Source organism: Amycolatopsis sp. cmx-11-12, from assembly GCF_046269425.1.
GTDB lineage: Bacteria > Actinomycetota > Actinomycetes > Mycobacteriales > Pseudonocardiaceae > Amycolatopsis.
The window spans coordinates 65,771-91,455 of record NZ_JADNQM010000020.1; the positions used below are offsets into that span (position 1 = coordinate 65,771).

Consider the following 25,685-nt stretch of genomic DNA (forward strand, 5'->3'; position numbering starts at 1 on the left):
CTCCCTCACTTGGTCGAAACTCTGATCCGGCGGTCGACCCGATCGAGCAGGTCACCGATCCGGGCGTGAAGACCGTCCGAAGCCGTGACGAGATCGCCGGTCGAGCGAACTTGGTTCAGCTGGGCCAGATCCACCGTCAGGTCCTTGAGCAATCTCAGATCGTCGTTGTGCAGTGCGGCGGCCAGGTCATCGACGGTCTGCTCGATGAGCGCCCAGCGGCCGGGATGTGACACCTCGGCCGGGACTGTGCGGAGCACGGCGGCGACGTCTTCGAGCGTGGCGAGGTCCGAACCGTCGCGACCCGGTGGTTCTTCGGTGACGATGGCGTGCAGCTGCCGCGCCACCTGGAGCGGCAGCAACTCCTCGCCCAGCCGGAAGAGCCGCAGGTTGAGGAGGAACGGCGGCAAGGCCTCGGGATCGGTCCGGCTGGTGAGCACGCAGAACAGCTGCCGGTCACCGTCGGCGTCCAGCGTCTGCCGGAGAAACCGCTCCGCCTCCACCGCCTGCCAACGGCTCAACGTGCCGTCCACGACGAGACACAGGTGCTTTGCCGGGAAGCTGCTTTGCTCGAACTCCAGATCGCCGGACTGTGACCGGTCCACCCGGAGTCCGAGTGCCGCCATGGTCCTGATCAGCTCGTCGGCGACGCGCGATTCCAGCCTGGGCACCGACACCAGCAGGTCCAGGCTGTACGACTGCTGATGTGTCCGTGCCACCGCGACGTAGGCGTCCCGGTTGTCCGCGAGCAGGTCGGTGCGGTCGAACTGCTGCGCGATGATCGCGGCCACGGTCTCCAGTGCGAACGAGATCTGGTCCGACGAAGGCGTCCTCTCCTCGTGGACCGGTAGTTGCTCGCCGAAGCTCCAGTAGGAGACGTAGGGCACGGTCATGTGGCGCAGCATCAGTTCCTGCGTCACATTCTTGTCGAGCCAGTTGCTGAACAGGACTTCCGTCGACTCCGCGGCCTGCCGCCGCCAAAACTCGGCTCGCTCGTACTCCACCCGGTTGTCCAGCCGGGAAAGGATCGGGAGCACGAAGTGCGGCGGACGGTCGTAGGGCAACCGGTCTCGCGCGGCGTTCGCCTGTTTCGCGATCCGGACCGCGCCGTCGATGCTCTGCTGGTTGGCGGTGAACACCACCACGAGCCGGTCCGGCAGATGGGCGGTACAGATCCCGGCGATGTCCGAGATCCCGGTGCGGCTGTCGATCAGGACGAAGTCGTAGTCACCGGTCCACTTGGCCCGGCACCGCTCGAGGAAGTCGGCGAAACCCCGCGCGTACAGGTCTTCCCAGTTGATGCCTTGGACTCGCCGGGAATAGTTGTCGTCTTCCCGGCCGGCGGCGAGCAGCGCGAGGTGACCGCCATCGATGTCGACCCGGACCGCGTGAGCCGACGGCCCCTTGGCACCGTTGAGGAAGTCGTACGCGAGGTCGATCACCCCGCCTTTCGGCCGTCGGCGCAGCAATGGGCCGAAGTAGTGCTGAAGGCCGGGTGCTTCCAGATCCCAGTCGATGGCGAGCACCCGATAGCCCCACCGGGCCAGCAGCACCGCGACGTTGGCCAACGTGAAACTGCGCCCCACGCCGCCCTTGTAGGAATAGAAGGTGACGACCGTGCCGGTACTGGTCATGGGTCGAACCTCGGCATGGGCGGCGACGGGGTCAGCACGGGGTTCGGCTCCTCGATGATGGGCCAGTCGGGCCGCCAGGGCGGCACCTGCCGCAACAGCTCGGCGAGGTCCCTGGCGCAATCCCGGACCTTCAGCTGGAACGCGTGCCAGTCCTTGCTCCCGTGAAACGCCCTGTCCGCGCCATCGAGCCCCTTGAAGTCCCACCATGACCGCAGGCGACCCTCGTTTTCGAAATCCACCGAGTCCGAGTAGCGAATGGGATAGATCAATCCTTGCGGGCGATCATCACTGGCCAGTCCGAGCATCTTCTCGCGGGCCGCCATACTGTCCCATTCGGCCATGCACCAGTTCGATCCGAAGTAGGGCGCGGACAGCACGGCGACCATGATCTTGCTGTACCGCAAGGCGCGCTTCAACTCCGGAGACCAGGCCACACCTCGCGACATACCCTTGTCGATGAAAATCTTCGGACTCGGGTAAATCTCATCGACGAGATATTCCTCGAGCTTCGGATAGAAGTGGTTGAGCAGCCATTTCGGCGCACTTCCGTGCCGACTGTAACTGATGAACAGGTCGTACTTGTAATCGGACACGCGATCGATCATAAGCAGGTCGAATGCCGTAGCACCAGAAAAATAAGTTGCCAAAATGGCGAAATTGTCCAAAAAAATGATAAAAAGTGGACAGTCGATCAAGTCCGGCGCGGCAGCATGGCTCCGCTGGTGTCGCGTGATCCTGCAGGTCTTACCCGTGACTGGACGGAGATCTCCCGTGATCAGACGGAGATCGCCGTGATCTCCGTCTGATCACGCGTGATCGCCGCAGGATCACGCGAGATCGCCGTCCGATCACGCGACGCTAGTGGAGATTCCGGGCACGCCAGACCACGCCGAGGCCGGGGTCTCCGGTCGAACTCGGCTCGATCCGCTCCACCGTGAAGCCCTCGCGCTCGTAGAAAGCACCCGCACGCTCGTTGGCCACGAAATGCTCGATGTACAGCCGATCGGCGTCCACGGGCAACTGTCCGATGAGGGCGTCGAGCAGCCGCGGGCCCAACCCGCCGCCACGATGCGCGGGGTGCACGTAAAGCTTGTAGATCACGTGGTCGTCGCCGTCGCGTCCACGCTGCCCGACGCCGACCAATCGCCCGCCGTCGTCGGCGACCACGACCGAACCGCGGGCAACGGCCCCGCCGATGTTCGTCTCGTGCCACCACATCCGGACCTGCTTGTCCGCGGCCTCCGCGCCGATCAACGGCGTGTAGTGGGCTCGGACGTGCTCCTCACCGAAGCGGCAAATGGCCATGACTTCGTCTCGTTGGGCGTTCCGCACGACCGGTTCGGTTCCCATCGCGCCGCCTTTCCCCTGCACCCTGACCTGATCTGCCACCCCGGAGGGACCTTTCGGGCAGTCCCGAGTCGGCAGGCTTGTCCTGACCCCTGCTTAGTGGTAACGATACGGTGCGGATCATGGCATGGTCGCCTCCTCGTCGAACTCGGCTCGCGCCGGCAAAAACTGCTTCACCTTGGTGACCGCGTGGGGCGGCGTGTCTTCAACGAATCAGGCGTTTTCAGGGAGCAAGGTGTGGAGCCGGATCTGAGGCCAGGCGAGGACCTCGAGTACTACCTCGAACGACAAGCCCGTGAAATGCAGGAAAAGGCGGCCCGGCTACAGGAGGCCTTCGCCACGGCGGGCGCCACCGTGACGTCACCGGACGGATCCGTCACCGTGACGCTGGCGCCGAACGGCGCCCTGAGCAACATCCAGCTCGGCAGGCGGGCGTGCGCGCTGGGCGAGCCCCGGTTGACCGCGACGATCATGGCGGCCGTGCGCGAGGCGCAGATCCAGACCGCGCGCGCCGTGACGAACTCGGTGGAAACCATCGTCGGCGACGGTGAAGCCGTCGAGATGATGAAGAGCTTCCTCCCGCCGGAACCGGCCGTCGACGCGTACATGGACGACAACAAGTTCGTTGAGCCCTCCGAGCCGGAGGAAGCTCCCCCGCCGCCGAGGCCCTTCACCCCGCCGCCGCCTCCGCAACAGCAACCGCCTTCGGGAAGGCCCGCACCGCGACGTCGTCCTGCCCGCGACGACATGGACGAGGACGAAGGGAACCCCTGGTGAGCGGCGGACAAGACATCCCGGCTTCCGAAGCTTTCGACACCTTCGGCCGCGAGCTGAACGGACTCGCGGACAACATCCGCAAAACCGGTGATCTCGTGGGCCACATGGTCGCCGACCCGGGTCTGTACGGAATCCTCATGGGCCAGATCATCGGCGCGGCCGCGTCCGCCTACTGCGGGGAAACGCGCGACGCCTTCAATAAGTACGGCGAGTCTCTCGAAAAGCACAAAGAGAAGCTCGACAAAGCCGTGAAGGCATACAGGGCCCAGGACGAACACGCGCGCGACGAGATCTCGAGGTACAAGGCGTGAGCGGCGCAGACACCGGCAAACTCGGCGACAAGAACAAATACGAAGACAATGTCGACTACAAGCCCAACGATTTCTGGCACAACCCGAAGGACCTGATCACCTCCGACGATACCCGCACCAGCGGCGCGGGAATCATCAACACGATCGATCAGCTGCAATTCGCTGTCAAAGACAACGACAAGGTGATGCAGGGCATCGCCGGCGCGGGTCTGGTCCTCGAAACGCTCGGACTGGTGATCGATCCGCTCGGCAGTGTGCTCGCCGCGGGAATCGGCTGGCTCATCGAGCACGTCACCCCGTTCCGGATACCGCTCGACATGCTGTTGGGTGATCCCGAGGGCATCTCGACAGCGTCCGCCGCTCTCGGCAAGCAAAAAGAAAACGTCGAGCAATGGGCCGAGAAGCTGAAAGCGGATGTCGGCAAACTCGTGGACTCCTGGAAAGGTGACGGCGCCGACTCCTTCAAGAAGAGCACCGAGGAGCTCGCCGCGGGCATGGACGCGCTGGGCACGTCCCTCGATTCCGCGAAGAAGACCGTGTCGATCTGCGGTGCCGTCATCGGCGCCGTCCGAGGCATCATCCGCGACCTCATCTCCGGCGTCCTCGGCGGCATCCTCGCGGGCGCGATCGCCGCGGTCGCGGCCATGCCTTTCACGTTCGGCGCTTCGGTCGGCATCTTCCTCGGCACCGTGTTCGCGACGGTCGCCATCGCGCTGTCCAAGATCGCCGCCCAGATCGCGAAGCTGACCAAGGCCATCACGGCCGCGGCGAAGTCGATCAAGAACCTCGGGAAGAGCACCAAGGGATTGGCCGACGACGTCGGCAAGGTGGTGGACGACGTCGTGCCCGCGCCCACGCCCGGTGGTGGCACCGGCGGTGGTTCGGGTTCGGGTAGTGGCGGCGGTTCTGGTAGTGGCAGCGGCTCCGGCTCCGGTTCCGGCGGCGGTTCGGGCTCTGGGTCCGGTGGCGGTTCGGGCTCCGGCACCGGTAGTGGTTCGGGGTCCGGCAGCGGTTCCGGTAGTGGTTCTGGCTCGGGCGCCGACACCGGCGGCGGCACCGGTTCCGGTGGTGGCAGCGGTTCCGGGTCTGGTTCGGGCAGTGGTTCGGGTTCTGGCTCTGGTAGCGGCTCGGGCACCGACTCCGGTGGCAGCACCGGCACCGGTTCAGGCAGCGGCTCCGGTAGCGGCAGCGGGGGCACCAACAGCGCGGACAACGGCGGCACAGGCGGCACAGGCGGCACCAACAACGCCGACGGCAACGGTGGCACTGGCGGGACTGGTGGCGGGCGCGACACTGACGCAAACGGCAACCCGTACCGAGACAACAACGACCCCACCTACAACCCCTGGACAGACCCCAAGGCCGACAACAACTCCGGCTCCGGCAGCGGCTCTGGTTCCGGAAGTGGCTCTGGCTCCGGAAGTGGCAACGGGGGCACCAACAGCGCCGACAACGGCGGTACTGGCGGGACCGGCGGAACCGATTCCGGCGGCACCGGCGGGGGGCGCGACACCGACGCAAACGGCAACCCATACCGAGACAACAACGACCCCACCTACAACCCCTGGACAGACCCCAAGGCCGACAACAACTCCGGTTCCGGTTCCGGTTCCGGTTCCGGAAGCGGGGGCACCAACAGCGCCGACAACGGCGGCACAGGCGGGACCAACTCCGGTGGCACCGACTCCGGCGGTACCGGCGGGACCGACTCCGGTGGCACTGGCGGGACCGGCGGGACTGACTCCGGCGGAACCAGCGGCGGAACCGGCGGAACCGACTCCGGCGGAACTGGCGGAACCAGCGGAACCGGCGGAACCGACTCCGGCGGCACCGGCGGCACCGGCGGCACCGGCGGCACGAACAACGCCGACGGCAACGGCGGAACCGGCGGCAACGGCGGAACCGACTCCGGGGGCACCGGCGGAACCAACAACGCCGACGGCAACGGCGGACCTGGTACCGGCAGTCCCGAAAAGGACAAGGGCTGGCTGTTCGGCAGCAAGGAAAAAATCCAAGAACAGTTCCTCGAAGCCGCAAAGAAGTACGACCTCGAGCACCCCGGAGCGATAAAGCCGGGCGAGCTTCAGCAATTCGAGGACAAGCTGGCCAAGTTCATCAAGTACACGGACGGAACTCCCGCCGGGCTCAAAGCGATGGGCTTCGATGAAGCGGGCGTCGATAAAATGACGAACATCATCAAGACGTTCACCGATCCGAACCACAGCGGCACGGCGCTCATCACGAAGAGCACGATCGACATGATCCGGGGCGCGTTGCTCCCCGGCGTGGCGGCCGGAGAGGCCTTCCCCGATGAATGGCGAGGGGATAACGCTTCTGGATCCGACAAGAAGGAATAGGCGTTGAACCCGGTGCGGGTGTCCACACAGGACACCCGCACCGTCGACTTCGCGCTATGGCCACCACCGCGACACCCACTGGACCAGGTTCCACCGAGTGTGCTTTCGTTCGGATCATGACTGAGCGGGTGAACATCTCCTCCGGCGGAGACTTCGAGCAGATTTTCGGCTACAGCCGGGCGGTGCGCGTCGGCGAGCACATCCACGTGTCCGGGACGACGGCGCGCGAGCCGTTCCGGTCGGGTGACGCGTACGAGCAGGCGGCGGCCGTGCTTTCGATCATCGAGACAGCCTTGCGGGAGGCCGGTTCCAGCCTTGCCGCGGTGGTGCGGACAGTCACTTACGTGACCGACATCAAGGACGCCCAACTGGTGGCGCAGGCCCACCGCGAAGCCTTCGGCGACGTGCTGCCTGCGGCCACAATGGTCGAGGTCTCGGCGTTGCTCGACCCGAAGATGAAGGTCGAGATCGAGGCCTACGCCATCGAGAAGTAGCTACCTCCCGAACGAACCGACCAGCACTTCGGGAGTCTCACGCGTCGCGTAGAGCTTCCAGAAGGCGTCGGCGAAGACGTCCGGGTGGATCACCTCGGGTTCGAAGTCCAGCGGGACCGAGGTGATCTCCCGGTGCGGAACGCTGCCCTCGATCAGCGCACCGACATTGACCGCTCCGGCGTAGACGCCCTTCTCGGCGAGCACGGAGTTCAGGTTGTGGAAGTAGTTCCGCAGCGCCGCCTGTGCCATCCCCACGTTGCCGAGGAACGGCGCCGGGTGCAGGCCGGATTGGCCCGCGGTGAACAGGATCGCGCCGTCGCCGCGCTCGGTCATGCCGGGCAGCACGGCTCGCACCAGCGCCACCGCGGACACCAGGAACCGGTCCAGGATCAGCCGCAGGTTCTCCGGATCGACGTCGAGCACCGGCGCGATGCCCTCGCCCATGTCCCCGCCGCCGGGGTTGAACGCGACCGCGTCGATCCGGCCGATGGCGGTGACGGCGGCCGCGATCTGAGCCGGTTCGTAGACGTCGGCGACGAACCCGCTCGCTTCGATGCCGTCGCCGTCGAGTGTGGCGACGAGGGCGTCGAGGTTCTCGGTGGTGCGCGCGACGAGGGCGACGCGGAAGCCTTCGCGGCCGAAGCGACGGGCGAGCGACAGTCCCAGCACCGGTCCGGCGCCGAAGATCGCGAGCGTTTTGGTCATGTGTCCTCCCAGAAGACTTAAGTTGAGGATGCCCTCAACTTCTTCGAAGGTACACACAACTTGAGGCCACCTTCAACTTGACTACGATGCGGTCATGACCAAACCCCTGCGGAAGGACGCCCAGCGCAACCGCGACCTGCTGGTCGAGGCAGCCAGGGGGCTCTACGCGGTGCGTGGCCTCGACGTCGCGCTCGAAGAGATCGCCAAGACCGCCGGCGTCAGCATCGGCACGCTGTACAACCACTTTCCCCAGCGCGTGGATCTGGTGAACGCCGTTTTCGCCGACCGGACCGAGACCGTCGCGGCCATCGCCGAACACGCGCTGACCCTCGACGACGCCTGGGCCGGGTTGACGTCCTTCGTGGAACGGATCTGCGAACTGCAAGCCGCCGATCTCGGCTACAACGAGCTGGCCTCGACGCGGCCACCGCAGACCGAGGACCTCGAACGCGGGTACGACCTCATGACCCGTGTCGTCGAGCGCGCCAAGGAGAGCGGGGCCCTGCGCGCCGACTTCACCCTCGAGGACATGGCCTTCGTGACCTGGGGAATCGCGCGCACCGTGGAGGCGACCGCGGCCGTCCGGCCGGAGGTCTGGCGCCGTCATCTCGCCCTGCTGTTCGACGGGATGCGCGCCACGTCCGCGAGCCCGCTGCCGGAGCCGCCGCTGCTGCCCGACGAGCTGGCGCGGCTCATGGGCGACTGCGACTGAGACTCCTCAGGCAACCCATCTTCCTTCCGGAACGTGTTCACGCCGGAGGGGAGATCCCATGAAGACGAAACTTCTGCTCGTTTCCCTGGCGGGGGCACTGTTCGCGGTGACGGCCTGTTCCGGGGAGCCACCACCGCCGCCCACGACGGTCACCGCCACGCCGTCATCCACGATCCCCGCCCCACCGTCGGGGCCGGACACCAAGACCGTCGCCTGGCTCGACGGGGTGTGCGGCGCGGTGTACGGGTTCATGAAGGCCCACGACGAATACTCGCGCAAGCAGCAGTCGGGAATCGAAGTGACCCGCGGCGCGCTCAAGGAAGAACTCGGCATCCGCGCGGGATTCGCGGGCAAGGTCGTCGACGACCTGAACGCGCTGCCCCCGTCGCCGATTCCGGGCGGTGACGCGGTGAAGAAGTCCCTTGTGGACCAGTACACCGCGGCGAGGGACGCGGCGGCCTCCGGGAAGCAGCGCCTGGAGAAGTCCGGGAACGAAGCGGCCATGGACGCGGCGATCAAGGCGATGGACGCCACGCAGAAACCGGTCACGGAAACCCCCGATCTCTTGCCCGCGCTCAAACTCGAGACACCGGAGCTGATGGCCGCCGCTGCCGAGGCCAAGAGCTGCGCGTCTCCCCGCTGACCAGGGCGTCACCGCGAAACGGAGTCCCATGAAAACGAAGGTACTGCTCGTTTCCCTGGTGGGGGCGCTGCTCGCGGTGACGGCCTGTTCAGGGGAGGCTCCGTCCGCTCCGGCGACGGTCACCGTCACCCCGCCCCCCGCTGCCCCGGACACCACGACGGTGGCCTGGCTGGACGGGATGTGCGGCGCGATCTACGGATTCGTGAAGGCCAGCAACGACCACGCGAACCGGCAGAGTTCCGGGATCGAGGTGACCCGCCCCTGGCTGAGCGAAAATCTCGGGGTTCGCGCCGAGCTGGCCGGCAAGGTCGTCGACGAGCTGAACGCGCTGCCCTCGTCGCCGATTCCCGGCGGCGACGCGGCGAGGAAGTCCCTTGTGGACAGTTACACGACGGCACGGGACGCAGCGGCGGAAGGAAAGCGGAAGCTGGACTCCTCCCAGAGCCAGGCCGCACTGGACGGCGGTCTCAAAGCACTGGAGGCGGCGCAGAAGCCGCTCATGGAGACCACCGATCCCTTCGCGTCGGTCAAAATGGAGACGCCGGAACTGCTGACCGCCGTCGCCGCCGCCAAGAAATGCGTGCCCAGCCCTTGAGTCAGGTGGGTGGGGTGAAGCCGGGCGGCATGGTCATCGGCCGTCCGGTGTTCAGGCCGCCGTCGACGAGGACGGAAGTCCCGGTCAGATAGCCGAAATCCGGTGACGCCAAGGCGAGTACGGCCGAAGCGATATCCGCCGCCTCGCCCATCCTCGGCAGGCCATGGACATTCAGCGGTCCCCAAGCCTGCTTGAACTGTGCCCACAGGTCGTCCGGGATACCCGGCGGGCGCACGAGCCGCGTGTCGACCGTGCCCGGGTCGATCGACAGCACCCGGATCCCCTTGGCGCCGTAGTCCAGCGCGGCCGCGCGCACCAGCCCCTGCACGGCGCGTTTGCTCGAGGTGTAGGCGGCATGCCCCGGCCTGGTCTGTTCGGCCTGCGCCGACGCGGTGCAGACGATCACCCCGCCACCCGCCTTCAGCAGATGCGGTACCTCGTACTTGATCGAGAGGAACACGCCGCGCGCGTTGGTGCGCTGCACGTCCTCCCACTCGTCGACCGAGATCTCGTGCAACGGCTTGCCGAGGTGGATTCCGGCGTTGTTGAACGCGATGTCGAGCCTGCCGTACCTGCGGACGACGCCGTCCACGAACGCCTGGACCTGTTCGGGCACCCGGACATCCGCCGCGAGATAGGTCGCTTCCCCGCCCGCGCGCCGGATCTCTCGTTCGACCTCGCGGCCGAGTTCTTCCCGCCTGCCACAGAAACCGACCTTGGCACCGGCCGCGGCGAAGGCGATGGCTGCCGCCCTGCCGATCCCCGACGTCGCCCCCGTGACGATCACGACCTTGCCCGCGAACCGGCCCTTGCCCCGCCGATCTTCCTGCGCCGTGGCGGTGTTCGCGGCCAGCATCGCCACACCGGCCGCCGCCGCGCCGCCGAGCACCGCGCGCCTGCCCACTGCTTCGCCCACAGTTTCCTCCAGATGGATAGCTTCACTTCCCAAAGCAGAAAGTAGAGCTATCCATCTGAGAGAACTCTCAAGAATCGATCTCCGGCGTGATCCCGCCCGCCGCGGCGAGCGCGCGATGCAGGGCGAGCTCGGCCGTCGCCCCCTCGGCCAGCACGATCCCGGTACAGGACCGCTGATCCGCGAGATGCCGGATCTCGTCACCGGGGCTCGCCGTCGGATACCACTCCGGCGCACCGGGCAGGCCGGGCAGCCGATCGAGCCCGGACCAGCCCTTCAGCACGCCTTCCGTGGCCGGATACGCCAGGACGAAGCCGATACCCGGTCCCCCGCCGATCGCCTGCGTGAGCAAGGCGGGCTCCTCGCCCAGCGCCATGGAGATCATCGCGGCGTAGACGTTGGTGTCCAAAGAACGGCACAGCGCCTCGCCGAGCATCGCCCCGCCGATCCGGATGTTGATCTCGACGACCTCCGGTCCGTCGACGGTGAGGACGAATTCGGTATGCGCGAAGCCCTGCACGTGTCCAGCGGCCTTGAGCACCTGCCCGATCCACTCGGCCAGTTCGGCGTGTTCGGCGTCAGGAAAGGCAACCGGGAACGCGGCGGCTTCCTCGCGCCGCACGGGCTCGGGCGACAGCTGACGGGAGAGGACGCCGAGCAGCCGGGTCTTTCCTTGCCAGGTCACAGTTTCCGCACTGTAAAGCGGGCCGGAGAAATACGGTTCGGCGATCAGGTGTCCCTTGAGCGGGGTGTCTTTGGCCTCCAGCCGGGCTCGCTCGAGTTCGGCGGCATCGCGGACGAGCCACACCCCTCGCGATGACGTCCCCGACGAATCCTTGACCACCAAAGGAAAACCGAGTTCTTCGGCGACCATGACGGGTACCGGGCGACCGCGGGTGAGCCCGTGTTCGTACAGGAGGTCGCGCACAGCGCCCTTGTCCCGCAGCACGCGGACGGCCGCCGCGTCCGGACCGGGCAGGCCTAGTCGGGCGGTGAGTTCAGCGCCCGGCAGCGCCCAGGTGTCGGTCGAGTTGATGATCCCGGCGAGGTCCGGGATGGCGCGCAACGCGGCTTCGCAGGCCGCGATGTCGGTGGTGTCGATGTCGACGACCTCGACCTTGTCCGGCCCGAGTATGCCGAGTTCGTAACGGTAGATGTCGCGGTTTCCGGTGAACAGCACCAGTTTCCGTCCGGCTTCCGCCGCCGCGTCGGCCAGCCTGCCGAGGCCGAAGGTGAGTGCTTCCAACAGGACGACGGTCATGAGCGTGACTCTCCACTGAAGTCGGTAGGTCGAGCGAGGACACGCGCGCGCGTTTCTGTTCGGCCGGAGGCCTCGGATTTGCGGAGACGGGCCGCTGACACGGCCAAGTGAGTGGCCAGCCGACGCCACGGCCCGGCTGCGGAAATCCGAAAGCGCGCTTGGAGAGACACGGTCATGACGCCCGCTCCTTCCGGTATGACTGCTGGGAAGGCAGCGAAGGATTCCCAAATCGGCGACGCCGCCAGTCCATCACCGCCCAGGGCAGGGCGAGGTCGTCCAGCGACGCGATCTCACGCGGCGCGAGCCCCGCCGGGTCGACAGCCTCGCGGTGCCGCGCGAAGACCCTTGCCGTGTAACGATGTCCGGTGTCGGCGCCGATCACGACATGCGTCCGTTCCGGATTCCGCGCCGCCTCCCAGCCCGCGGCGAGGTACGCGGCGCCGGTGGAAAGCCCGGCGAAGACGGCGTGGTCACGCATCAGGCCGATGGTCGCGGCCATGGCGTGTACGAAGTCCAGCCAGTGGATCCGGTCGTACAGTTCGTGATCGACATTGTCGAACGGGATGGCGCTGCCGATGCCCGCGATGATCGCGTCCGGATCGGTGAACCGTTCGCTGCCGAAGGTGACGCTGCCGAACGGCTGGACCCCGGTCAGGCGGACGTCCGGATCACGTTCGCGCAGCGACCGCGCGATGCCGCCGGTCGACGCGCCGGTGCCCACACTGCCGACGACGGTCAGCGGCCCGGCGGGCAGCGCGCGGGCGACGAGGTCGGCGACCTCGCGGTAGCCCAGATAGTGCACGGGATCGTGGTATTGGCGCATCCAGTGCATGTCCGGGTGACACTCCAGCAGTTCTTGCACGCGCGTGACCCGGCGCCGCTGGTCGAGGCGGAGATCCTCCGAAGGCGGCATCTGGTCCACGGTCGCGCCCAGGATCTCCAGTTGCGAACGCATCGTGAGATCGACGGTGGTGGACGCGACGATGTGGCAGCGCAAGCCGTAGCGGTGACAGGCCATCGCCAGGGCGAGGGCGTAGATCCCGCTGGAGCTGTCGATCAGTGTCTGTCCTTTTCGGACAGATCCGTCGGCGAGCAGTGACCGGACCGCGCCGAGCGCCGCGTAGATCTTGAGGGTTTCGAACCGGATCAGCACGACGTTCGGCGCGAGCCGGATCAGCGCCGGTGTCTTGATCGCGTCCGTGACGTGCTCGTGCACCAGGGACTCCGTCTCGACGGGCATCGCGTTCACCGGCCGATCGACCGCAGATAGGCGGCCAGCGATTCGGCACCCGCGGCGTTGCGCGGCCCGCTCACGAAGTCCCCGTAGGAAACGACGTGGAACCGGTTGTCGCGCACGGCGGGCGTGTTCTTCAGCTGTGGCGCGGATTTGATGAACGCGATCTTGTCCTGGGCGGGCTGGTCGGCGTAGTCCACCACGACGATCACCTCGGGTTCGGCCTTCACCACCGCTTCCCAGCCGACGCTGCCCCAGCCGTCCTGGAGGTCGCGGAAGACGTTGGTGCCGCCCGCGGCGTCGATGATGTCGTTGGGAGCGGCGTGTTTCCCGGAGGTGAAGGGCTGGTCGGTGCCGGAGTCGTAGACGAACACCTTGGCGGGCGGGGTTTTCGGTGCTCCTGAGCGGACCTTGTCGAAGCGCCCCTTGAGCTCCGCGACCAGTTCGTCGGCACGCTGACGAACGCCGAAGATGTCGCCGAGGTTGCGCAGGTCGGTGTAGAGCGCCTCCAACGGCGTCACCTCGGCCTTCGCGGTGGGATACTCCCAGCAGGTCTCGGTGTGCAGGTAGCTGCGAATGCCGACCTGGTCCAGCAGCTTCGGGGTGATCCCGCGCTCCTCGCTGAACCCGGAGTTCCACCCGGCGATCACCCAGTCCGCCTTGGCGTTGACCAGGATCTCGCGCGTGACCCGCGAAGTGCCGAGGCGTTCGACTCGTCCGTAGTCGTCCTTCCACGGCGATCCGGCGATCGACGGGTCGCCGAGCGAATTCATGACGTAGCCGCGCATCCGGCCCGCGAGCCCGAGCGCGAACATCTTCTCGGCGCCGGAAACGTCGTAGGCCACCGGACGCTGCGGCGCCGGGAAGGTGACTTGCGCGCCACAGTTGGTCACCGTGGCCTGTGCCGGCGCGGCCGGTCCGGCCTCGACCTGGGCACCGCAGGCACTCAGGAGCATTGCCGCGGTGAAGAGCGCGGCCACCCTGGACGGCTTCATCGTGAGATCCCCTCGGTTTCTTCGGCGGGAAGGTCGTAAAGCAGTTGGAGCGCACCGGTCACGGGATGGGTCACCTGGGTGACCTCGACGCCGAACACCGCGCGGACCGTTTCGGGCGTGAGCACTTCGGCCGGTGTCCCGCAGGCGGCGAGGGAACCGCCGCGCAGCAAGGCGATCCGGTGACAGACGGCGGCGGCGAGGTTCAGGTCGTGCAACGCGACCAGGACGGTGAGGCCGCAGTCGCGCAGGAACTTCAGCAGTTCCACCTGGTGCCGGACGTCGAGGTGGTTGGTCGGCTCGTCGAGGACCAGCACCTCGGGTTCCTGGACGAGTGCCCGCGCCACCAGGACCCGCTGACGTTCACCGCCCGAAAGCGTCAGCACACTGCGCTGCGCGAGATGCGTGATGTCCAGGCGTCGCAACGCTTCCCGGCACAGCTCGCGTTCGCGGGCCGACAGCCGGAGATTGCCGCGCTGATGCGGCGACCGGCCGAGCGCGACGACCTCCTCGACGGTGAAGTCCAGATCCGCGCGGCTGTCCTGGGTGAGCGCGGCGATCCGGCGGGCGGTGTCACGCAGGCCCTGCTCCGCGAGGTCGGTGCCGTCGAGCAGGACAGCGCCGCCAGACGGCGTCAGTGCCCGGTAGACGCAGCGCAACGCCGTCGATTTGCCGCTGCCGTTGGGACCGAGCAGGCCGACGACCTCGCCCGCGCCGACGTCCAGGCACAGTTCGCGGATCAACGTCGATCCGGCCACCTCGACGGAAAGTTCGGTCAGGGAAAGCATCAGCGACCCCCGAACGCGTAGCCGCGGCGCCGCATCACCACGAGGAACACCGGGACACCGATCAGCGCGGTGATCACGCCGAGCGGCAGTTCCTCCGGTGCGACGAGCGTGCGGGCGAGCAGGTCGACCCAGACCAGGAAGACCGCGCCCACCAGCGGCGCGAGTGCCAGCACGCGCCGGTGCCCCGAACCGGCGACCATCCGCACCACATGCGGCAGGACCAGCCCGACGAACCCGATCGAGCCGCTCACCGCCACCAGCAGGCCGGTGACGACCGCGGTGAGCAGGAAAAGCCAGCGGCGCAACGCGGCCGCGTCGGTACCGAGGCTCATCGCGGTCTCGTCGCCCATGGACAGGACGTCGAGCGCGGTGCCGTACCGCAGCAGGACCACGATCGCGACGGCCACCCCGAGCGCGGCCAGCGGCAAGGAGGTCCAGGTCGCCGACCCCAGGCTGCCGAGCAGCCAGAACAGCACGGTCTGCGCGGCCTGGCCATTCGGGGAGAGGTAGACGAGCACGCTCATCACGGCCTGGAAGGCGTAGGTGAGCGCGACCCCGGTGAGCACGAGACGCAACGGCGTCAGGCCGAACTTGCTGCGGGCGGCCAGGTAGACCAGCGCGGTCGCGCCCAGTGCCCCGAGGAACGCGGCCGTCGACAGCGCCAGCACACCGAGCCCGGCGAACAGGCCGAACACCACGACCGCGGCGGCGCCGACCGAGGCGCCCGAGGAGATCCCGAGCACGAACGGATCGGCGAGGGCGTTGCGGACCAGTGCCTGCACGGCGACCCCGACCACCGCGAGACCCGCGCCGACCACGGCGGCGAGCAGCACACGCGGGGTCCGGACCTGCCACACGATCGAGTACCCGGTGACCTCGTCGCCGGTGATGGTGCCGCCGACGATCGCCTTTCCCAGGTAGCGCAGGACATCTGGGAGGGCGACGTTGGTCGGGCCGAGCGCGATACCGGCGATGAGCGAGATCAGGAGCGCCGCCGACAGCAGGATCACCGGCCCGGTGAGCCGGAGCGGGCGAGCGGTCTCGTCGTCGGGCTCCGCGAACAGGCGGAGCGTTTCAGCCGGCACGTTCACCACGCACGATCAGGCGGCGCGCGTGGTTGTCGTAAGGCGAGCCGTCGAAGTCGCCGAAACACTCGACGTCCGTGAAGCCCACCCTCTCGAACAACGCCTTCAGTTCCGCTGCGCTGTAAAGGAAGGACAGGATCGACGCCTGCTTCGCCGCGCCTTCACGGACCAGGGTCCAGTCGGTCTTGAGCCGGGTCCAGTCGTCGAGAATCGTGTCGCGCATGAAGACCGTCCCGCCGTCGACGTCGACCGCTTTCGGGCGGCCGACCCAGCCGGCGAGCACCTCCTTGCCGAGCACGTCGATCAGCAGCCTGCCGCCGGGCGCGAGGCTCGCGTAGGCATTTCGCAGCACGGTGAGGTTGTCGCCGGGCTCGGTGAAGTAGCCGAACGAGGTGTACATGTTGATGATCAGGTCGTACGCGCCAGGCTCGACGTACTCGAGCATGTCGGCTTCGATCAGCTTCGCGGCGACACCCGCGCTTTCGCAGGCCTCGCGCGCGCGTTCGAGCATGGAGGGACTGAGGTCGACGCCCGTCACGTCGGCGCCCTTCCTCGCCAGCGGCACGACGTGGATCGCTGGGCCGCACGCCAGATCCAGCACCTTCGTGTCTTCCGTGACCGCGAGCAGCGGCGACGTGGCCGTCAGGCGTTCGGCCTCTTCGGCCCGGCTGGGCGGGAACATCACGTCCGCGAAGCCGACCCACAGGTCGTCGTCCTCGTACCAGTGCATCTTTCTCCGCTCGCCGCGCCGCACGATTCAGCCCCACAAGTCGTCGGGAGGTCGTCCTCGGTTCCCGATGTCCCGACCTTTCTCGTGGAGTGATCACCTGACCGCGGATCGGCACGCTGCGTTAAGGCGCGAATGGTCTGGACCGGTCAAGCCCGCGTTTCGTCCACTGGTTGCGGTAGTTGCCCGCGCAAGGACCGCAAGTAGAGGACTACTTGCGTGGGGCTGGGGCGCGCGACGGTTCCCAATGCCACATTGGGGACACTCGCAGCCAACCTGTCTCAAGGCTGCGTGAAGGCCCCCTTCCCTCGGCTCAGCCGAAGAAACTCGACCTTCACACCCCAGTACAACCGCAAGTCGTCCTCTAGTTGCGGTAGTTGCACACGCAAGGATCGCAACCAGGGGACGACTTGCGGGGGTCGGACGACCACGGAAACCCCTTCGCCTGACTACCGTCGTTTCATGACTCTCGTACCGACGATCGTCCTGAGCACCTGGCACGACGTCATCCCTGCCGAAGGCGCGCTGGTGGTGAACCTCGGCGACCTCACCGCGCGGTGAACATCTCTACGCGAAGATCACCGGCGGACGGATCCTCGAACCTGCCGACGCGATGAACACCGCCGCCGACCGAGGTTGAGGGACAATCTCCGGCGACCGTGTCCGGTCTGGTCCGGCGGCTCCGACGTCTCCGGCAGAAGGGCACCGACGCGGTGCCCGCCGAGAGGAGAAACCGTGAAGTACATGATCATGATGTTCGGGTCGCAGCAGGATCTCGCCAACATCGGCGGCAGCTGGAGCGCCGAGGACATCACCGCCCTGCACGAGTTCATGGCCAAGTGGAACAACGACCTGGTCGAGTCCGGCGAGTTCGTCGACGCGCAGGGCCTCTCCCAGCCGGCGCACGCCCGCCGCATCTCCCTGCGGAACGGCGCTCCCGTGGTGACCGACGGGCCCTACGCCGAGACGCAGGAGGTCCTGGTCGGGTACACGACCGTCGATTGCGCGAGCTACGACCGCGCGACCGAGATCGCGGCCAAGCTGGCGGCCACCCCGTATCCGGAAGGCACCGACCTCGGCCGCGACTGGTACGTCGACATCCGGCCGTGCGCCGACAGCTTCGAAGAACTGGAGCTCTAGATGCCGGACAGCGGCGTCGAGGACATGCTGCGCGAGCTGTCACCGCCGGTCCTCGGCGCCGTCGTCCGCCGGTACGGCCACTTCGACCTGGCGGAGGACGCGACGCAGGAAGCGTTGCTCGCGGCGGCGACGCAGTGGCCCGCCGACGGGCTGCCGGACAACCCGCGGGCGTGGCTCATCACCGTCGCCTCGCGGCGGCTGACCGATCTGCTTCGCGGCGAGCAGGCGCGGCGCCGTCGCGAGGACACCGTCACCCAGTGGACCTTGTCGGAGGAACACCTCGCCCCCGCAGCGGACCGGCGAGCCGCTGACTCCGACGACACGCTTATCCTGCTTTTCCTGTGCTGCCACCCGTCCCTGTCGCCGTCGTCGCAGATCGCGCTGACGCTGCGGGCGGTCGGCAGCCTCACCACGGCCGAGATCGCGCGCGCGTTCCTGGTCCCCGAAGCGACGATGACCCGGCGGATCAGCCGCGCGAAGACCAGTATCAAGACCAGCGGCGTCCCGTTCGGTATGCCGCCGGAAGCCGACCGCGTGGCGCGGCTCGACGCGGTGCTCCACGTGCTGTACCTGATCTTCAACGAGGGATACGCCAGCACGTCCGGCCCCGATCTGGTGCGGAGCGAGCTTTCCACCGAAGCCATCCGGCTGACCCGGATCGTCCATCGGCTCTTGCCGGACGACAGCGAGGTCACCGGACTGCTCGCGCTGATGCTGCTCACCGACGCCCGCCGTCCGGCGAGGACCGGACCGGACGGCGCGCCGATCCCGATGTCCGAACAGGACCGAAGCCGTTGGAACACCGAGTACGTCGCCGAAGGCATCGCGCTGCTGTCCGAGGCGTTGCCCAACGGACCGACCGGGCAGTTCCAGATCCAGGCGGCGATCGCCGCGCTGCACGACGAGGCGCCGAGCAACGAAGAGACAGATTGGCCACAGATCGAAGCCCTGTACGAACTTCTGCTGCGACTCTCCGATAATCCTGTGGTCGCGCTGAACCACGCCGTCGCCGTCGGAATGACTCAGGGGCCGAGAGAAGGACTGGTAGCGCTGGAAAAGCTCGGCGACCGGATCCCCGGCGACCACCGGTTCCATGCCGCTCGCGCGCATCTGCTCGAAATGGCCGGGGACACCGACGAGGCGGTCGAGTCCTATGTGGAGGCCGCGCGACGCGCGACAAGCCTGCCACGCCAGCGTTATCTCCACTCACGGGCAGCCCGCCTGCGCTGACGCCATTCGGCACCTACTCGCGATGGTTCAGCGCAAGTAGGTGCCGAATGGCGGGTTCTAGCAGGTGAGCAGGAGCCCGGTGATCGCGGTGCAGGTCGACGACGCGGTGTTGTTGGCCGCGTTCGGGTCGGCGACGGAACTCTGCGTGATCTTCGCGGTCGTCTTGACCGGCCCGAGGGCCAGGAGCCCGGCGGCCACCGAGAACTTGGCCGTGGCACTGGTTCCGGACGCGAGCGACGAGATGTCGCAGTTGACGACCTTCGTCCCGCTCGGGTTCGAGCAGGTGGACGAACCGGTGAACCGCAGCCCGTTGCCGAGGGTCGACGCGACCCGGATCCCGGACGCCGTGCCCGGACCGGAGTTCGTGACCTTGACCGTGTACTCGATCGACGACGTCAGGATCCCGCGCGGGGACGCGGTCAGCGTGACACCGAGATCGGCGGCGCTCTGCGCTCCGGTGACGGTCAGCACGGGGCCGTCGAGGATCTCGAAGCTGTAGTTGTCACCGACGAACTGGTGCTGCAGGGTGACACTGCCCAGCGGGGCGTCGTCCTTGACCCGGAAGGTGAACAGCACGGTCTTGCTCTCACCGGGCGTCACGGTGCCGACCCCGCCGCGGATGCTGCCGCCGAGCATGTCGCAGGCGAACGCGCCGGGACAGGACACCAGGTCGACGATCCCCGGCAGGGAAGATTCCTTGCCGTAGAGCGTCGCCTTGCCACCTTCGATGGTCGACGTCGCGTCGGCGTTGTAGACGGTCTGCTTGACGGTGAACGTCTGTCCACGTTGGACAGTGGTCGGCGAAACCTCCACCGCGCTGGTCGGCGGGGCCGCGAGGGCGGAGGACGGCGCAACGAGCATGATCGCGGCCACGGCGGCCACGAGAGACAGAAGTGAGGCTCTTCGAAGCTTCATCGGTTCTCACTGTTCCGGTCGGGGGCGTCGCGCCGATCGGTGCGGACAACGATCAGTCGCCCGGTAACGGGCATTCGTTACCACCGTCCCCCGCCAGGCGGGCCGCAGTTCTCACCCACTCGGAGTAACCCCGCCGCGTGTTCCCAGGTCCGGAGCACCGGCTCCGCGGAGCGTCGGGAGCAGATTCGCTTCTTCGTAGGCGAAATGTTCTTCGAGGCCCTTGGCGACCCGCTCGAACTCCTCGCGTAGCGCGGCGCTTTCGAGATCTCCCCTGCCTTGCAGCAAATCGTCGAGGTCGAGCAGCGCGCGGGACACGGTTTCGTGCTCCTCGCGCAGCCGGTTCAGAGTCGGCGCGAGGCCGGGATGGGCCTTTTCGATCGCGGTGAACGCACCGTCCTCGCGAAGGTGGTGCATACGCAGCCCGTTGCAGAAGGTCACACAGTTCCCGAGCAGTTCACGGTGCAGCACCGGCCGGTCCGACGGCGGCGCGCCGTCGAGTTCGGCACGGGCGTCCGCCAGCGCCTTGCGGAGTTCGTCGTGGTGGACGAGCAGCTGATCGGCGATCGCCCGCCCACGGGCGGCGTCGACCTCGAGCGGATGCAACGTGACCCCGCCTTCGAACGGCACGGCGTGGGCGGCGTGCGGGACCTCGTCGATCTCGAGCGTCGCTTGTGGACTCTTGTCGAGATCGCGGAACCACGGCGCCCCGGCGTCCGGCACGTCCAGCAGGTAGCGATCCCCCGCCCGCCGATAAGGCAGGCGAGTCGTACGCGGACGCCCCGTCTCGGCGTCCGCGGTGGTCATCAGCAACGTTTCCACAGCTCTCCCCCAGGTAACATCGTCCTGAAAGCTATTTTGCTTTGCAAGCAAAGCTTCTTTGCTTGCAAAGGTATACAGGAGGGCGCCCGGTGTCAACCGAGGATTTGGAAGTCGACGACGCCGTGCGGGCCTTGCTGCTGCTCATGCCGCGCATGGTCGGGCGCGCGAAGCGGATCAAGATCCCCGACGAACTCCAGTCCCTGTCGCTGGCCCCGCGTCATCTTTCGCTGCTGTCGTACCTGCTCTTCGACGGGCCGATGACGGTGAACGAACTGGCCGAACGGCTCGAGGTCGCCCCGACCACGGTGAGCCTGATGGTGGGCGAACTGACCAAAAAGGACGTTCTCGACCGGCGCGAGGACGAGGCGGACCGGCGGCGCCGGATCATCGCCATCACCGACCGGATGCGGCCCGCGATCGACGGCTGGCTCGCACAGGGCGCCCGCGCCTGGCAGAAGGCGCTCGCGCCGCTGACCCCAGCCGAGCGCCGTACGTTCATCGATACCCTGCGTGCCTACGAAGACGGGCTCACGGACTAGGAGAAACCGTGCGATACCTGCTCATGCTCTGCGGGAACGTCGATGACGAAGCGATCGGCACCGACATCACCGAACCCTGTCTGGCTTGGGGCGAAGAGATGACGCGACGCGGTATGCGCGCCAACGGAATGGGCCTGCACGCGCCGGAGTCGGCGACGACCGTCCGCGTCCGCGGCGGCAAAGCGCTGCTCACCGATGGCCCGTTCGCCGAGACGAAGGAACAGATCGGCGGCATCAACATCCTCGAATGCGAGAGTCGCGAACAAGCCGTCGAGGCGGCGAAAAGTCACCCGTGGGCCGCGATCGGGACGATCGAAGTCCGCGAAATGCGCTAGGTGATCCGCGCGGTGACCTGATTGTCGGCGTAGGTGTAGGCCACGTATTCGAATTCGGTGCCGGTGCGCTCGACGTATTCCAGCCACGCCTTGTGTTCGTGCTGCTGCCAGCCGGGGTAATTGAAGAACTCGTCGAAGTGCACGATGCTGCCCGGCCGAAGGCGCGGGCCCGCCAGATCCAGCACGGTTTTCGCCGAGCTGTAGAGATCACCGTCGACGTGAAGGAAATCGACGACGCCATCGTGGTGCTCGAGAAAGCCGGGGAGCGTGTCGGCGAAGAGGCCGACGACGAGTTCGGCGCCGGGGACGTCCGGCAGATCCTCGCGCGCGAACGAACCGGCGGGCATCCCGTTGAGCCAATTCTCCGGCAGGCCCTGGAACCAGTCGAACCCGTAGGTCTCGACACCGCCGCGCGCCTTGGCGATCACCCTCAGTGTGTTCCCGCTGGCGACACCGAATTCGAGGGCCATTCCTCCTGACGGGGCAAGGGAAAGCGCGTACGCGAGAGTCTCTTGTGGACGCGCGAAGTGGCGGGTTCCGGTCAGGTGCTCGCGGGCGAACCGGTTGCTGTCCCGCGCCGCGTCCTGATCGCCGGCGTAGATCATGTCGCGGCGGCTCCGGATTTCGAACTCGATGACCCGGTCGAAGCAGCGATCCCCTTGCCGGACGATCTCCGCGCGCAGTTCCGCGGCGACCCGGTTCAGTTCCTCGGTATAAGAGTCGTGGAAACGCCGGGCGAGCCGGTGCAGGCCCCGGCCGAGGGTGCCGCGGGCCGATCGGCCCAAGGTCTTCATGGCTGAATGGGGTACCAGGTGACGCATTCCGGGACGATACACCAGCACCATTCGAGTGAACGGGTCCAGAACTCCCGAGGAGTCGGTTTCGTTGCGGTAACCGAGGGGTCCGCTCCTAGCATCGCGTTCGCCGCCGGTGACCCGAGTACCGGCACGGACAAAGGGAGCGCAATGAGCAGGATCGTCATCTTCGGGGCAGGCGGACGCCGCCGCGCACGCGCTGATCGACGGCCTCGGCAGGGCAGGCGTCACGCGGCTGATCGTCGTCGGCGTCGGATCCGCACTGGAGATCGCGCCGGGCGTCGCCTTCCACGACCAGCCGGGCTGGCCGTCGGCGCACCGCGAGTTCTCACTCGGGCACACGGCGGAACTGGAGGTCCTCCGTGCGTCCGGCGGCGGACTGGACTGGGTGATCGTCGCGCCGCCGCCCGCGATGATCGGCGAACGCGCCGAACGCACGGGCGAATACCGCAGCGGGGACCACCGGGTGCTGCCGCGCGCGGAGGACGCCAGGCCGTTCTCCTACGCGGATCTCGCGGTCGCGCTGGTCGACGAGATCGAACGGCCGAAGCATTCGAGGGAAATGGTCGCCATCGACCACTGACCGGGCAACCTTCCGGGCGGGTGGTTCGTAAGGAGTTCACATGCACTCCCTGCGACAACTGGAAGGGTCCCAGATGCAAGGCGTAGCAAGACGATCCGCGCTGACCGTGTCCGGTCTGGTCCTCGGCCTGTCCGGCCTGCTCACGAGTACGGCGTCGGCGAGCGAGAGCTGGCGGCTCGAACAACCGCTGGACAGCACGGTGAACCGGATCTACTTCGGCGTCGCGGCCACCGGCGCGGACGATGCCTGGACCGTCGGCAGCACCTGGACCGGCAGCGCCGAGGTCCCGATCGCGGTCCGGTGGGACGGTACGACCTGGGCCGACACCACCCCGGCCCCGGTCACCGGCACCAGCGCCCGGTTCACCGAGATCTCCGCCTCGGCACCGGACAACGTCTGGGCCGCCGGTGACCGCACGGTCGAAATGGGCACGCGGCAGGTCGCGGATCCCCGGCGTCCGCGACCCGCCCGCCCGGCGGCGACCGGCTCGTCGACGCTGGTCCAGCGGTGGGACGGCCAGGCGTGGACCGACATCGAACGCCCGAAACCGCCGGCGGGCATGGAAGGCTTCACCAGCGACATCGCCGCGTTCTCGCCGAAGTCGGTGTGGCTGATCACCTACGACTACGACTTCAAGACGAACAAGTCCGTCGACCACTTCGAACACTGGACCGGAAACGCCTGGGAGCAGGTCGAGATCCCGCAGATCGGCGCCCTCCCCCTGCGCCCGACCCGTGTCAGCGGCACCGGCGACGACGATCTCTGGGTCTCCGCGACGTCCGTGGCGGCCGACGGCAAGGAGACTCCGTTCCTGCTGCACTGGAACGGCAAGAGCTGGCGGCAGGTCGAGGTTCCCGTGCCGTCGGACTACCGCACCGGCTGGGTGGTCAACCACGTCGTACCCGACGGCCGAGGCTCGGCCTACGTCGTCGGCAGGGTGAACGAATGGAACGCGACCGGTATCCCGGCGTTCGTCACGCGCTGGGACGGGCAGAGCTGGCGCCCGCTGCCCGCCGGCCCGTTCGACGAGATCAACGCCGCCGCGCTCGACGGCTCCGGGAAGCTGTGGACCGCGGGCTGGGTGCCCGGTGACGGCCACGTCCTGATGGCGGTGTGGAACGGGACCGAATGGCGGAAGGACGCCCTCCCGCCGGAGGTGGCGAAGACGGCCGAAGGGAGTTCGATCCTCGGGTTCGCCGCTGTTCCCGGCACTCCGGGGATGCTGACGGCCGGGCTGGGCAGTTCGGGTGGGTTGCAGAGCACCTGGGGTGTGCTCGCCTCGCTCGGGTGGCACTGACCCGGGACCGCGGCGCGTGAAGGACTCCTTCCCTCGGCTCAGCCGAGGAAACGCGACCTTCACGCCTTCCCAAGTACATGAAGGCCCCCTTCCTGTACCTAGGCGCAGGGTCCCGGCAAAGTCGCATACTGGCCGATCAGGTGGGGCATCGGGGACTCGCGACCTCGCCCGACAATCGGGCATATCGCCATTAACCGTACATCTCACTTCCCACGAGTGTCTCTTGTGGACAGCAGGGCAGCATCTGGCCCGCACGGCAACGAAGCTCGTGTCGCGAAAGCCACTTTCGGGACACCAGACGTCCCGAAAGTGGCTTTCGCGACACGCCACGTCGACCAGCAGGTATATGACTTTGCCGGGACCCTAACCTAGGCGCAAGCAAGGGGGCCTTCATGTACTTCAGGCCCGCCGGACCATCGTCGCCGAGCCGCTCCGAGCGGGTCCACCAGAACCCGAATCGCCACTCGCGACCAGCGGTCACCGCTCCGGGGTGTCGCCGCCGTTCTGCTGCTCGGCCAGGAACCGCTCGAACTGCGTCCCCAACTCCTCCGCGGTCGGCATGTGCTCGACCGACTCCGCGAGCAGGCTCTCCTTGTCGGACGCCTCCATGAACGTGTCGTACTGCTGCTCCAGCGCGCGCACGACGTCGGCGACCTTCTCCGATCCGGCGACCTGGCGGGCGATCTCGGCTTCGGCCTCGTGGGAGGCTTCCCGCAGATCCCCGTCCGGCAGGTTCAGCCCGGTCGCCTCGGCGACGGCCTCGAGCAGGTGCAGTGCCGCGCTCGGGTACGTCGAGTCCGCCAGGTAGTGCGGCACGTGCGCGGCGAATCCGGACGCGTCGTGTCCCCACTCGCCGAACCGGAACTCCAGCAGGCCGGCGACGCTGCCCGGCACCTGCATCCGGTTGGGCAGCGGGCGGTGCTCGCCGACCAGTTCGTTCCGCGTCGCGTGCGCGGTCACGCCGAGCGGGCGGGTGTGCGGCGCGCCCATCGGGATGCCGTGGAAGCCGGTGGTGAGCCGGACGTCCCAGCGTTCGACGAGCGCGCGCACGGCCGCGCAGAACCGCTCCCAGTCGTGGTCCGGTTCCGGCCCGGTGAGCAGCAGGAACGGCACGCCGTCGGCGTCGTGCAGCAGGTGGACGACCAGTTCGGGGGCGTCGTAGGCCTCCCAGTGGTCGACGGAGTAGGTCATCGTCGGGCGGCGCGAGCGGTAGTCGATGAGGCGGTCGACGTCGAAGCGCGCGATCACGCGGTGCTCGGAGGAGTTCAGGAGTTGCTCGGCGACGAGTTTGCCCGCCGAACCGGCGTCCATGAACCCGTCGAAGTAGTGCAGGAGCACGGCCCCGCCGAGGTCAGGGACGTCCGAGTCCACCTCGTACAGGTCTTCCGGGTCCAGCGCCACCAGATCCTCCAGGTCTCGTACGTACCACCGTCTACAGGT

Annotated in this window: 28 protein-coding genes; 13 read left to right on the forward strand and 15 right to left on the reverse strand. The window is 67.5% G+C overall.

Annotated elements, in window-relative coordinates; genetic code table 11:
- Positions 1-5: 5 nt before the first annotated feature.
- From ACLARN_RS25605 to ACLARN_RS25615, 3 genes are all read right to left on the reverse strand, one after another.
- Positions 6-1,631, reverse strand: a complete 1,626-nt coding sequence (locus tag ACLARN_RS25605; protein ID WP_409493998.1) for a tyrosine-protein kinase family protein — start codon at positions 1,629-1,631, stop codon at positions 6-8.
- Complete coding sequence (locus ACLARN_RS25610; protein WP_409493999.1) at positions 1,628-2,224, reverse strand: toll/interleukin-1 receptor domain-containing protein; 597 nt, start codon at positions 2,222-2,224, stop codon at positions 1,628-1,630. The genes ACLARN_RS25605 and ACLARN_RS25610 overlap by 4 nt, the downstream gene beginning before the upstream one ends.
- Before the next feature lie 265 nt (positions 2,225-2,489).
- The gene (locus tag ACLARN_RS25615) at positions 2,490-2,981 is read right to left on the reverse strand and encodes an N-acetyltransferase family protein (RefSeq protein WP_409494000.1); all 492 of its coding nucleotides are present in this window, start codon (positions 2,979-2,981) and stop codon (positions 2,490-2,492) included.
- Between the two features lie 234 nt (positions 2,982-3,215).
- Here ACLARN_RS25615 and ACLARN_RS25620 point away from each other — a divergent pair, with 234 nt between their 5' ends.
- The 4 genes from ACLARN_RS25620 (at position 3,216) to ACLARN_RS25635 (ending at position 6,917) form a co-directional block, all read left to right on the forward strand.
- The gene (locus ACLARN_RS25620; RefSeq protein WP_409494001.1) at positions 3,216-3,755 is read left to right on the forward strand and encodes a YbaB/EbfC family nucleoid-associated protein; all 540 of its coding nucleotides are present in this window, start codon (positions 3,216-3,218) and stop codon (positions 3,753-3,755) included.
- Positions 3,752-4,066, forward strand: a complete 315-nt coding sequence (locus ACLARN_RS25625) for a hypothetical protein (RefSeq protein ID WP_409494002.1) — start codon at positions 3,752-3,754, stop codon at positions 4,064-4,066. Before ACLARN_RS25620 ends, ACLARN_RS25625 begins: the two co-directional genes overlap by 4 nt.
- On the forward strand, positions 4,063-6,423 hold the full coding sequence (locus tag ACLARN_RS25630; protein ID WP_409494003.1) for a WXG100 family type VII secretion target: 2,361 nt from the start codon (positions 4,063-4,065) through the stop codon (positions 6,421-6,423). Before ACLARN_RS25625 ends, ACLARN_RS25630 begins: the two co-directional genes overlap by 4 nt.
- Positions 6,424-6,539: 116 nt before the next feature.
- Positions 6,540-6,917, forward strand: a complete 378-nt coding sequence (locus tag ACLARN_RS25635) for a RidA family protein (protein ID WP_409494004.1) — start codon at positions 6,540-6,542, stop codon at positions 6,915-6,917.
- Here ACLARN_RS25635 and ACLARN_RS25640 read toward each other — a convergent pair whose 3' ends face one another.
- Positions 6,918-7,622, reverse strand: coding sequence for an SDR family NAD(P)-dependent oxidoreductase (locus ACLARN_RS25640; protein ID WP_409494005.1), 705 nt, complete (start codon positions 7,620-7,622; stop codon positions 6,918-6,920).
- 94 nt (positions 7,623-7,716) lie between these two features.
- Between ACLARN_RS25640 and ACLARN_RS25645 the strand changes: the two genes are divergently transcribed.
- Genes ACLARN_RS25645 through ACLARN_RS25655 form a run of 3 tightly spaced genes read left to right on the forward strand, consistent with a single transcriptional unit; the run spans position 7,717 to position 9,572 of the window.
- Positions 7,717-8,334: a TetR/AcrR family transcriptional regulator gene (locus ACLARN_RS25645; protein WP_409494006.1), complete on the forward strand. Its 618-nt coding sequence runs from the start codon at positions 7,717-7,719 to the stop codon at positions 8,332-8,334.
- Positions 8,335-8,392: 58 nt separating this feature from the next.
- Complete coding sequence (locus ACLARN_RS25650) at positions 8,393-8,977, forward strand: hypothetical protein (RefSeq protein ID WP_409494007.1); 585 nt, start codon at positions 8,393-8,395, stop codon at positions 8,975-8,977.
- Between the two features lie 28 nt (positions 8,978-9,005).
- On the forward strand, positions 9,006-9,572 hold the full coding sequence (locus ACLARN_RS25655) for a hypothetical protein (RefSeq protein WP_409494008.1): 567 nt from the start codon (positions 9,006-9,008) through the stop codon (positions 9,570-9,572).
- 1 nt (position 9,573) lies between these two features.
- Here ACLARN_RS25655 and ACLARN_RS25660 read toward each other — a convergent pair whose 3' ends face one another.
- The 7 genes from ACLARN_RS25660 to ACLARN_RS25690 form a co-directional block, all read right to left on the reverse strand.
- Entirely contained in the window at positions 9,574-10,488 is a 915-nt protein-coding gene (locus ACLARN_RS25660) for an SDR family NAD(P)-dependent oxidoreductase (protein WP_409494009.1), read from the reverse strand.
- A gap of 67 nt (positions 10,489-10,555) precedes the next feature.
- The gene (locus tag ACLARN_RS25665) at positions 10,556-11,746 is read right to left on the reverse strand and encodes an ATP-grasp domain-containing protein (protein ID WP_409494010.1); all 1,191 of its coding nucleotides are present in this window, start codon (positions 11,744-11,746) and stop codon (positions 10,556-10,558) included.
- 172 nt (positions 11,747-11,918) lie between these two features.
- Entirely contained in the window at positions 11,919-12,986 is a 1,068-nt protein-coding gene (locus ACLARN_RS25670) for a cysteine synthase family protein (RefSeq protein ID WP_409494011.1), read from the reverse strand.
- A gap of 5 nt (positions 12,987-12,991) precedes the next feature.
- Positions 12,992-13,975, reverse strand: coding sequence for an ABC transporter substrate-binding protein (locus ACLARN_RS25675; protein WP_409494012.1), 984 nt, complete (start codon positions 13,973-13,975; stop codon positions 12,992-12,994).
- Positions 13,972-14,760: an ABC transporter ATP-binding protein gene (locus ACLARN_RS25680; RefSeq protein WP_409494013.1), complete on the reverse strand. Its 789-nt coding sequence runs from the start codon at positions 14,758-14,760 to the stop codon at positions 13,972-13,974. Before ACLARN_RS25680 ends, ACLARN_RS25675 begins: the two co-directional genes overlap by 4 nt.
- Complete coding sequence (locus tag ACLARN_RS25685) at positions 14,760-15,854, reverse strand: FecCD family ABC transporter permease (protein WP_409494014.1); 1,095 nt, start codon at positions 15,852-15,854, stop codon at positions 14,760-14,762. Before ACLARN_RS25685 ends, ACLARN_RS25680 begins: the two co-directional genes overlap by 1 nt.
- Complete coding sequence (locus ACLARN_RS25690) at positions 15,835-16,575, reverse strand: class I SAM-dependent methyltransferase (protein ID WP_409494015.1); 741 nt, start codon at positions 16,573-16,575, stop codon at positions 15,835-15,837. The genes ACLARN_RS25685 and ACLARN_RS25690 overlap by 20 nt, the downstream gene beginning before the upstream one ends.
- A 741-nt stretch (positions 16,576-17,316) precedes the next feature.
- Here ACLARN_RS25690 and ACLARN_RS25695 point away from each other — a divergent pair.
- Together ACLARN_RS25695 and ACLARN_RS25700 are read left to right on the forward strand one after the other, a co-directional pair.
- On the forward strand, positions 17,317-17,712 hold the full coding sequence (locus tag ACLARN_RS25695) for a YciI family protein (RefSeq protein WP_409494080.1): 396 nt from the start codon (positions 17,317-17,319) through the stop codon (positions 17,710-17,712).
- On the forward strand, positions 17,713-18,942 hold the full coding sequence (locus ACLARN_RS25700) for an RNA polymerase sigma factor (RefSeq protein WP_409494016.1): 1,230 nt from the start codon (positions 17,713-17,715) through the stop codon (positions 18,940-18,942). It begins immediately after the preceding gene.
- 57 nt (positions 18,943-18,999) lie between these two features.
- Here ACLARN_RS25700 and ACLARN_RS25705 read toward each other — a convergent pair whose 3' ends face one another.
- On the reverse strand, positions 19,000-19,857 hold the full coding sequence (locus ACLARN_RS25705) for a DUF11 domain-containing protein (protein WP_409494017.1): 858 nt from the start codon (positions 19,855-19,857) through the stop codon (positions 19,000-19,002).
- Between the two features lie 111 nt (positions 19,858-19,968).
- A complete protein-coding gene (locus ACLARN_RS25710; RefSeq protein WP_409494018.1) occupies positions 19,969-20,676 on the reverse strand; it encodes a nitroreductase/quinone reductase family protein in 708 nt (235 codons plus the stop codon).
- A gap of 89 nt (positions 20,677-20,765) precedes the next feature.
- On the opposite strand from ACLARN_RS25710, the gene ACLARN_RS25715 reads away from it, so the two are divergent.
- Positions 20,766-21,215, forward strand: coding sequence for a MarR family winged helix-turn-helix transcriptional regulator (locus ACLARN_RS25715; protein WP_409494019.1), 450 nt, complete (start codon positions 20,766-20,768; stop codon positions 21,213-21,215).
- 8 nt (positions 21,216-21,223) lie between these two features.
- Entirely contained in the window at positions 21,224-21,550 is a 327-nt protein-coding gene (locus ACLARN_RS25720) for a YciI family protein (RefSeq protein ID WP_409494020.1), read from the forward strand.
- On the opposite strand, the gene ACLARN_RS25725 is transcribed toward ACLARN_RS25720, so the two are convergent.
- The gene (locus ACLARN_RS25725) at positions 21,547-22,344 is read right to left on the reverse strand and encodes a class I SAM-dependent methyltransferase (RefSeq protein ID WP_409494021.1); all 798 of its coding nucleotides are present in this window, start codon (positions 22,342-22,344) and stop codon (positions 21,547-21,549) included. The two genes, ACLARN_RS25720 and ACLARN_RS25725, sit on opposite strands and share 4 nt — an antisense overlap.
- Positions 22,345-22,567: 223 nt before the next feature.
- Here ACLARN_RS25725 and ACLARN_RS25730 point away from each other — a divergent pair, with 223 nt between their 5' ends.
- The gene (locus ACLARN_RS25730) at positions 22,568-22,948 is read left to right on the forward strand and encodes an NAD(P)-dependent oxidoreductase (protein WP_409494081.1); all 381 of its coding nucleotides are present in this window, start codon (positions 22,568-22,570) and stop codon (positions 22,946-22,948) included.
- A gap of 40 nt (positions 22,949-22,988) precedes the next feature.
- Positions 22,989-24,245 (forward strand): hypothetical protein, encoded by a 1,257-nt coding sequence (locus ACLARN_RS25735; RefSeq protein ID WP_409494022.1) that lies wholly within the window; start codon positions 22,989-22,991, stop codon positions 24,243-24,245.
- A gap of 477 nt (positions 24,246-24,722) precedes the next feature.
- Here the strand turns inward: ACLARN_RS25735 and ACLARN_RS25740 are convergent, their stop codons facing one another.
- Positions 24,723-25,646 (reverse strand): proteasome assembly chaperone family protein, encoded by a 924-nt coding sequence (locus ACLARN_RS25740; RefSeq protein ID WP_409494023.1) that lies wholly within the window; start codon positions 25,644-25,646, stop codon positions 24,723-24,725.
- Positions 25,647-25,685: the final 39 nt, after the last annotated feature.

Coding starts and splice junctions, on each gene's coding strand:
- ACLARN_RS25615 (WP_409494000.1), bottom strand. CDS start 2,981: ATGGGAACCGAACCGGTCGTGCGGAACGCCCAACGAGACGAAGTCATG.
- ACLARN_RS25605 (WP_409493998.1), bottom strand. CDS start 1,631: ATGACCAGTACCGGCACGGTCGTCACCTTCTATTCCTACAAGGGCGGC.
- ACLARN_RS25650 (WP_409494007.1), top strand. CDS start 8,393: ATGAAGACGAAACTTCTGCTCGTTTCCCTGGCGGGGGCACTGTTCGCG.
- ACLARN_RS25700 (WP_409494016.1), top strand. CDS start 17,713: ATGCCGGACAGCGGCGTCGAGGACATGCTGCGCGAGCTGTCACCGCCG.
- ACLARN_RS25735 (WP_409494022.1), top strand. CDS start 22,989: ATGCACTCCCTGCGACAACTGGAAGGGTCCCAGATGCAAGGCGTAGCA.
- ACLARN_RS25670 (WP_409494011.1), bottom strand. CDS start 12,986: ATGCCCGTCGAGACGGAGTCCCTGGTGCACGAGCACGTCACGGACGCG.
- ACLARN_RS25645 (WP_409494006.1), top strand. CDS start 7,717: ATGACCAAACCCCTGCGGAAGGACGCCCAGCGCAACCGCGACCTGCTG.
- ACLARN_RS25640 (WP_409494005.1), bottom strand. CDS start 7,622: ATGACCAAAACGCTCGCGATCTTCGGCGCCGGACCGGTGCTGGGACTG.
- ACLARN_RS25655 (WP_409494008.1), top strand. CDS start 9,006: ATGAAAACGAAGGTACTGCTCGTTTCCCTGGTGGGGGCGCTGCTCGCG.
- ACLARN_RS25665 (WP_409494010.1), bottom strand. CDS start 11,746: ATGACCGTCGTCCTGTTGGAAGCACTCACCTTCGGCCTCGGCAGGCTG.
- ACLARN_RS25675 (WP_409494012.1), bottom strand. CDS start 13,975: ATGAAGCCGTCCAGGGTGGCCGCGCTCTTCACCGCGGCAATGCTCCTG.
- ACLARN_RS25695 (WP_409494080.1), top strand. CDS start 17,317: ATGATCATGATGTTCGGGTCGCAGCAGGATCTCGCCAACATCGGCGGC.
- ACLARN_RS25635 (WP_409494004.1), top strand. CDS start 6,540: ATGACTGAGCGGGTGAACATCTCCTCCGGCGGAGACTTCGAGCAGATT.
- ACLARN_RS25690 (WP_409494015.1), bottom strand. CDS start 16,575: ATGCACTGGTACGAGGACGACGACCTGTGGGTCGGCTTCGCGGACGTG.
- ACLARN_RS25680 (WP_409494013.1), bottom strand. CDS start 14,760: ATGCTTTCCCTGACCGAACTTTCCGTCGAGGTGGCCGGATCGACGTTG.
- ACLARN_RS25725 (WP_409494021.1), bottom strand. CDS start 22,344: ATGAAGACCTTGGGCCGATCGGCCCGCGGCACCCTCGGCCGGGGCCTG.
- ACLARN_RS25705 (WP_409494017.1), bottom strand. CDS start 19,857: ATGAAGCTTCGAAGAGCCTCACTTCTGTCTCTCGTGGCCGCCGTGGCC.